The following is a 613-nucleotide window of genomic DNA, read 5'->3' as shown; positions in this document are numbered from 1 at the left end:
GCAGTGACCGCAGGTCATGCCCGTGACTTTGTAAACCGTGGTGATCATGTCGCGCTCCTCTGGCTGCTTAGATACCCCCTGGGGGTATCTCGATGACATGTCGACCATACCCCCTCCCCGTATGTTTCGGAAGGCCGTTGGCTGCGTCGAGTGGCTTACGAACCTGCGGCGACGACCGGTCCGTTGGCTGAACTTCGGATCGAGTCAGGGTGCGGTGGGGTCTACGTCGAATCGGCCTGGGTGCGCGGTCCTGACATAGCGGACCGCTGTGGTGGTGCCGATACCGAACACGGTCATCAGGGCAACTGGGTCGCCGCTGTGGGCGGCCTCGTCGAGGATGCGATCGACACGCAGTTCGCGGGCGGTGATGCCGAGGTCACGGAATGGGCGGGTGATGTAGTGGCGACTGCCCGGCAGTGCGGTAGGCGCAGTTATCCGGGTGATCAGCAAGTACGGATTCGTGCTGGTCGGCCACCGACGCTGACGGTAGATCAGCCAGTCGCGGAGCACCTCGGCGGTGAACTCGTCCAACCAGAACGTGTGGCGGGTGTGCGTACGGGTGACGGTTGCTCGTCCTGCCGAACGGTCGAGATGGTCGAGTCGGAAGCCGATG

Annotated in this window: 1 pseudogene; it reads right to left on the bottom strand. The window is 63.5% G+C overall.

The features are described 5' to 3' along the window. Nucleotides 1–204 precede the first annotated feature (204 nt). Nucleotides 205–613 (bottom strand): annotated as a pseudogene (locus CH292_RS29140) (hypothetical protein); the annotation flags it as partial.

Source organism: Rhodococcus sp. 14-2470-1a, from assembly GCF_002259425.1.
GTDB lineage: Bacteria > Actinomycetota > Actinomycetes > Mycobacteriales > Mycobacteriaceae > Rhodococcoides > Rhodococcoides fascians_E.
This window is presented reverse-complemented; position numbering and strand designations above follow the sequence as displayed.